Annotated in this window: 6 protein-coding genes and 1 pseudogene; 6 read left to right on the top strand and 1 reads right to left on the bottom strand. The window is 40.8% G+C overall.

Annotated features, from left to right (window positions below; all coding sequences use genetic code 11):
• The coding region (gene dnaJ / locus Q0296_RS04270; RefSeq protein WP_298036934.1) for a molecular chaperone DnaJ at window positions 1–1,075 on the bottom strand (1,075 nt) is incomplete at its 3' end.
• Window positions 1,076–1,198: 123 nt separating this feature from the next.
• Here dnaJ and Q0296_RS04265 point away from each other — a divergent pair.
• The 6 genes and pseudogenes from Q0296_RS04265 to Q0296_RS04240 all read left to right on the top strand — a co-directional run.
• A complete protein-coding gene (locus Q0296_RS04265) occupies window positions 1,199–1,870 on the top strand; it encodes a response regulator transcription factor (RefSeq protein ID WP_298036932.1) in 672 nt (223 codons plus the stop codon).
• Complete coding sequence (locus Q0296_RS04260; protein ID WP_298036929.1) at window positions 1,867–3,123, top strand: ArsS family sensor histidine kinase; 1,257 nt, start codon at window positions 1,867–1,869, stop codon at window positions 3,121–3,123. The genes Q0296_RS04265 and Q0296_RS04260 overlap by 4 nt, the downstream gene beginning before the upstream one ends.
• Window positions 3,120–3,692 (top strand): recombination mediator RecR, encoded by a 573-nt coding sequence (gene recR, locus Q0296_RS04255; RefSeq protein WP_194170917.1) that lies wholly within the window; start codon window positions 3,120–3,122, stop codon window positions 3,690–3,692. The genes Q0296_RS04260 and recR overlap by 4 nt, the downstream gene beginning before the upstream one ends.
• Before the next feature lie 80 nt (window positions 3,693–3,772).
• Window positions 3,773–5,377: an anthranilate phosphoribosyltransferase gene (trpD, locus tag Q0296_RS04250; RefSeq protein WP_298036922.1), complete on the top strand. Its 1,605-nt coding sequence runs from the start codon at window positions 3,773–3,775 to the stop codon at window positions 5,375–5,377.
• Window positions 5,377–5,982: a phosphoribosylanthranilate isomerase gene (locus tag Q0296_RS04245; protein ID WP_298036920.1), complete on the top strand. Its 606-nt coding sequence runs from the start codon at window positions 5,377–5,379 to the stop codon at window positions 5,980–5,982. Before trpD ends, Q0296_RS04245 begins: the two co-directional genes overlap by 1 nt.
• A pseudogene (locus tag Q0296_RS04240) lies at window positions 5,975–6,644 on the top strand (hypothetical protein); the annotation flags it as partial. The gene Q0296_RS04245 and the pseudogene Q0296_RS04240, both read left to right, overlap by 8 nt.

The following is a 6,644-nucleotide window of genomic DNA, read 5'->3' as shown; positions in this document are numbered from 1 at the left end:
CATCGGTGCTTGACTTGCCTGAAACTATGCCAAAGCTAACTTGAAGCTTGTTTAAAAGCTCTTTTTGCTCGTCGCTTAGCTTATCAGGTGTTTGGATAGAAATTTGAGCTACAAGTCTGCCTTTTTTGCGTGAATTTACACCCTTGATGCCCTCATTTTCAAAGATAAATTGCTGCTTATCTTTCGCGCCAACTGGTAGTTTTAGCTCAGCTTCACCGCGAAGTGTTGGGATTTTTATGCTCTCACCAAGAACAGCTTGGGTAAAAAATACTGGAATTTCTATATAAACGTCGTCATTGTGGCGGATAAAGTGCTTGTCCTCTTTTACATTTATGCTCACGTAAAGATCGCCTTGAACGCCGTTTGCACCGATGTTGCCTTTGCCAGCGACCCTCATTCTCATGCCACTATCAACGCCCTCTGGGATGGTGATCTTGACGCTTTGTTGCTGGGTTTTATAGGCTTTTGCGTTGCAATCAGGACACGGCTCACTTATCACTTCGCCGCTTCCGTGGCAGTATGGGCACTCTTGAACGATATTCATAAAGCCATTTCCGCGTGTGACCCTGCCGCTTCCACCGCAGTGGTGGCAAGTTTTGCTTTTGCCATCTTTGCTACCTGTTGCGTTGCATGTCGGACAAGGCACTTTTTGATCAAATTTGATCTCTTTTTCACAGCCAAAAACAGCTTCGTTAAACTCTAAATTTATAGGAATTTCAAGGTCTGCTGAGTATTTTTCGCTTCGTCTTTTTCTCTGTCTAGAGCCACCGCCAAAACCGCCTCCAAAAAACGAGTCAAAAATGTTTGAAAGGTCAAAATCAGCGCTAAAGCCACCGCCACTGCCAAATCTACCCTCAAGCCCTTCTTTGCCGTATCTGTCGTAGATCGAGCGCTTTTGCTCGTCGCTTAGGACCTGATAGGCTTCATTGATCTGCTTAAATTTAAGCTCCGCTTCTTTATCGCCAGCGTTTCTGTCTGGGTGGTACTTTAGTGCGAGCTTTCTAAAAGCTTTTTTTATCTCGTCGCCATTTGCATTTCTTGAAATTTCAAGGATCTCGTAATAATCAAACTCCACATCTTTCCTTGTTATTAAGCTTATTTTAAATTTGCGATTTTATCCAAAAAAGTTTAAATTTAAAAAAGAATTTACATTTTTGCCGTATAATCTCTAACTATTTTTAGTCAAAAGGAAAAAATTATGATTAATGTTTTAATGATCGAAGACGATCCAGAATTTGCTCAAATTTTATCTGAATATCTTGATAGCTTTAATATAAAAGTGACTAACTTTGAAGACCCATATCTAGGCCTAAGCGCAGGGATAAAAAACTATGATCTGCTCATACTTGACCTTACTTTACCAGGCATAGACGGCCTTGAAGTTTGCAAAGAAATTCGCCAAAAATACGACATACCTATCATCATCAGCTCGGCTCGCAGTGACATAAGCGACAAGGTCGTTGGCCTTCAGCTTGGAGCGGACGACTACCTACCAAAACCATACGATCCAAAAGAGATGTATGCTCGTATCACAAGCCTTATTAGAAGATATAAAAAGACAAACGAAGTGCAAGAAGAGGTCATTGATAGCGCATTTAGGATAGACGATAAGCGCCACGAAATTTACTTTAATAATGAAGCCCTTGCTTTAACACCAGCCGAGTATGAAATTTTAACTTATCTCATCAAACAGCACAGCTTTTCAGTCTCTCGTGAGCAGCTAGTTTATAACTGCAAGAGCCTAAAAGACAAGGACTCAAAGAGCTTAGACGTCATCATCGGACGCCTTAGAACGAAGATCGGCGATAGCTCAAAAGCGCCAAAACATATTTTTTCAGTTAGAGGCATAGGATATAAGCTTATCGGATGAAATACTCCATAACTACCAAGATAACTATCATCTTTGCCATCGCTTTCTCGCTGATGTGCTTGCTTTTTGTGACATTTGCAAACATTCAGCAAGAAAGTGCCCTTGAGAAGCTAAAAGACCGTCAGATCAGTGCTATGAACTACCTCGTAGCACTCTATGAGCGCGGCAACCCTCCAAGAGATTTGGAACACTACTTTAAAAACTTCAACCTAGAGTACGTAGGCAATAAAAATTTAGCCACATCAGTCGTGGCAAATGGCACAGCCCTAGTCACTCAGCACACTCCTCTTGGTGTGGTGCAGTCAGTGAACTACAAGGGCGATTTGTACCTGCTTATCAAAAATCCATCTTTTCAGCTGCTACTTGAGAGTAACGACGCAAGGCACGTAAATGACCCGCTTTGGGTGGCATTTTTGATCATCTCGGCTCTTCTTATCTCGCTTTATGTCTCGGTGCTTAGAAGCCTCTTGCCGCTTAGAAGACTTAGCAAAGATATCAGGAAATTTGCCAGCGGCAATATGGAGATGGCGATGACTGCAAGGCTAAATGAAAACGAGCAAGACGAGATCGGGCAGGTGGCGGTCGAGTTTGACAACGCCGTTTGCAAGATCAGAGAGCTCATCCGCTCAAGGCAGCTATTTTTACGTGCGATCATGCATGAGCTAAAGACGCCTATTGGCAAGGGCAGGATCGTCTCAGAAATGGTCGCAAACGACACTCAAAAGATGAGGCTTATAAACGTTTTTGAGCGCCTTGAGATGCTTATAAATGAATTTAGTAAGGTCGAGCAGCTTCTTTCTAAAAGCTACGCCATAAACTATCAAGAGTGCCATTTTTCGCTTATTTTAGAGCAGGTGCAAGATATGCTTATGCTTGATAAATTTGAAGAGCGAGTGAGCTGTGATATCAGAGACGACGTTATATTGAGAGTGGATTTTCAGCTTTTTAGTTTGGCGATTAAAAATTTGATAGATAACGCCCTAAAATACGCGGAGGATAAGAAGGCTATTTTGATCTGCGATAGCGAATTTATAGCGGTTAAAAATTTAGGTAAAAAGCTAAATCACCCGATTGACTACTACAAACAAGCCTTCGTGCGCGGCGATAAAGTGAGTGCTGGAAGCGGCATGGGGCTTGGACTTTACATCATCGAGCAAATTTGTCAGATGCAAAAATTTGAGCTTGCTTACGACTACGAGGACGGCTATCACGTCTTTAAAATTTTACTTCGTGCAAAGGCAAAACGCGCATGAAAAGGGGCTTAGAGAAATTTAACGAGCTAACTGAGTCTTTTGCCAAGCTACCAGGTGTGGGTAAAAAGTCAGCCGCAAGGTTTGCCTACTTTGTCTGCATGCAAGATAGCTTTGCAGGGCTAAGGCTCGCGCAAAATATCGAAGATGCGGTGAGATTTATCAAGCGTTGTGAGCGTTGCGGTGGGCTAAGTGAAAATGAAATTTGCGACATTTGCAGTGACGAGAGCAGAGATAGCGAGGTCATCTTGCTGGTTGAGAGCCCAAAAGATATCTTAGTCTTTGAGCAAAATGGCATTTATAACGGACTTTACTTCGTGCTTGATGAGATCGACGAGGAGGCCATAGAGAGGTTGCGAAGTGCTATTACGCAAAATGGCTCAAAAGAGGTCGTCTTTGCCTTTACGCCGGGGCTAAATTCAGACGCTCTTATGCTTTATGTCGAGGACAAGCTTGGCATGAGTGAAATTTCATTTAGCAAGATCGCTCAAGGCGTGCCAACTGGTGTAAATTTAGAAAACGTCGATATGCTCTCACTTTTAAAGGCCTACGAGAGCCGCACAAAAGCCTAATTAAAATTTCTTTTAGTTATAATCTCACCTAAATTTATAATATTTAGCCCAATCCGCCGCTAAATTTAAAAGGATAGAGATTGATTTTACTTATAGATAACTACGATAGTTTTGTCTTCAACGTCGAGCAGTACGTAAAAGAGCTCACCAGAGAAGAGGTTAGATGCGTTAGAAACGACAAGATAACGCTTGAAGAGATCAAAAAACTAAACCCAAGTAAGATCATCCTAAGCCCAGGGCCAAAGCACCCAAAAGATAGCGGAGTTTGCTTAGAAATTTTGCAGGCAGACCTTGGCGTGCCAGTGCTTGGCATTTGCCTTGGACACCAAGCCATCGGTCTAAGCTACGGCGCAAAGATAAAAAGACTAGACGACCCGCTTCACGGCAAGACCTCGTTTATAGACGTGAAAAACAAAGAGCCGCTCTTTGCAGGGCTGCCTGAGCGATTTGAGGTTATGCGCTACCACTCGCTTTATGTGGACGAGCTCCCAGCTGGGCTAAGCGCTGATGCGGTGAGTGATGATGGCGTAGTTATGGCACTTAGCGTTAAAGATAAGCCGATCTTTGGCATCCAGTTTCACCCTGAAAGCTACTTCACACAATACGGCAAAAAAATAGTTGAAAATTTTGTAAATTTCAAGGCAAAAGATGAGGTAAAAGAGCCTAAGATCCGCTCACTTAAGCCTTATCTTATCAAGCTTCAAGAGAGCATACCGCTTGATGATAGCGACTTTGAGCAAATTTGCGAGATAATAGCTAGCAAAGAGTATGAGATCGTGCAGCTTTCAGCCCTTTTGGTGCTAATTAGCGAAAAGAGCTTATACCCAAAAAGCCTTGCAGCGCTTGCAAAAAATATCTTAAAATACTCGCAAACCTACCGTGACGACACGCCTATGATCGATCTTTGCGGCACTGGTGGAGATGGCTTTAAGACGATAAATATCTCAACTACAGTTGCATTTATCCTTGCAAGTCTTGGCATAAAGGTCGCAAAACACGGCAACAAGGCAGTTTCAAGTAAGTCTGGTAGCTCTGATGTACTTGAAATTTTAGGCGTAAAAAGTGAAAAATCACTGGCAAAACAGCGTGAAAATTTAGCAAATAAAAATTTAGCCTTTTTTCATGCGCCGTTTTTCCATCCACTTGTTGGCGAAGTGCGAGAAGTGCGCCAAAGACTTGGCATAAGAACTGTCTTTAACGTGCTTGGGCCGCTTTTAAATCCAAATTTAAACCTTACAAACCAGCTAGTTGGCGTCTATCATAAGCCAGTGCTAAAACTATACGCTCAGACGCTTAAGATCCTTGGCAGAAAGCACGCTTTGGTCGTCCGCGGCGATGACGGATTAGACGAGATCACGCTTTGTAGTGAAACGAGCGTTGTGGAGCTAAAAAATGGCGAAATTTTTGAGTATAGCATCACGCCAGAGCAGTTTGGCTTTAAAAGAGCGCTGCATAGCGACATCGAGGGTGACACACCAGAAGAAAACGCCAAAACCTTGATACGCACGCTAAAAGGCGAGGAACAGGGGGCAAAATTTGACATCGTGGTCTTTAATGCGATGTTTGCACTCTACGCAGCTGATGGTGCAAAGAGCCCAGACGAGGCCAAAAAAATGGTGCTTGAGGCTATAAATTCTGGTAAGGCATATAAATTTTATGAAGAGTTTATAAAGGCGCAAGCGTAATGGCGCTAGTTAAAATTTGTGGCATCAAAACGCTAGATGAGGCAAGTGCGGTTTGCGCTTTGGATGTTGATTTTATCGGGCTGATATTTGCTAAAAGCAAAAGAAAGGTCGAGCTAAATTTAGCTAGGCAGATAGCTAAATTTGCTCATAGCAAAGGCAAAAAAGTAGTTGGCGTTTTTGCGGAGCAAAGTGATTGTGAGATAATGGAAATTTGCCAGTTTGCAGGGCTTGACGTAGCTCAAGTGCACGGAGTAATCAGTGAAAATTTGCATGCAAATTTAAAAGATATGGGGCTTGAGATTTGGCAGGTTTTTAGCGTGAAAGATAGCTTGCCAGAGATTGATTTTAAGCATTTTGACATGGCACTTTTTGACTGCAAGGGCGAAAATGCCGGCGGAAACGGCACTAGCTTTGAGTGGGAAATTTTAAAAGAGGTCAAGTTTAAATTTGGCATGGCTGGAGGCATAGGCGAGCACAATATAAAAGAGGCGCTGAAATTTAGGCCATATCTAGTCGATATCAACTCCAAAGTCGAGGACGAAAACGGCATAAAAGATGCGCAAAAGATAGAGAGAATTTTGGAGGTTTTAAATATCAATGCATGATTTTGGATTAGAGAAAGCTTTTCAAGATGAAATTTTTACAAATTATGATATCCAAAAAGATATTTGTAAAAGTTTGGATATTGATTTTTCAAATGTTAAATTTGTACGTGAAGATAAATATATAAATGGCATAATTGCTGACTTTACTATATTTGAGAACAATAGTGTGCGTGCAATCATGGAGTGTAAGGGCGGTGAAATAAATGTAACTGACTATGTTCGTGGTATTGGACAAATTTTTCAATATGAATATTTTGCGAAAAATAAGCTTACAAATAAAAATTATAATTTTTGTGAATTTGAAAAATTTTATAGTATTTATATTTTTCCAGATAGTGTTCTTAGGCTAAATGAATTTAATATAGGACTTTTTAAGTATCCTGATACTAAAAAAATTATAGAAATTAATTCTAAAAATTTGGCTGTTAGACTTGTTGGGGAGAATGAACTTAAAAAACTTGGTAACAGCAAGCAGGAAAATTTAAAGATCATTTCACAATATTATGTAAGGGATAATCGTATTTTTGAATTGTATTTTCTGCTTAAAGTTTTGTTGATATATAAAATTAAAGCAAAAAAAGTTGATAGACAAGATTTAGAGTTGCAAATCTTAAGAAAAACAAATACTATAAATAATCAAAATTGGAGGAATGCTTTTATAT

Origin of the sequence: uncultured Campylobacter sp. (assembly GCF_937890585.1) — a bacterium.
Taxonomy (GTDB): domain Bacteria; phylum Campylobacterota; class Campylobacteria; order Campylobacterales; family Campylobacteraceae; genus Campylobacter_A.
This window is presented reverse-complemented; position numbering and strand designations above follow the sequence as displayed.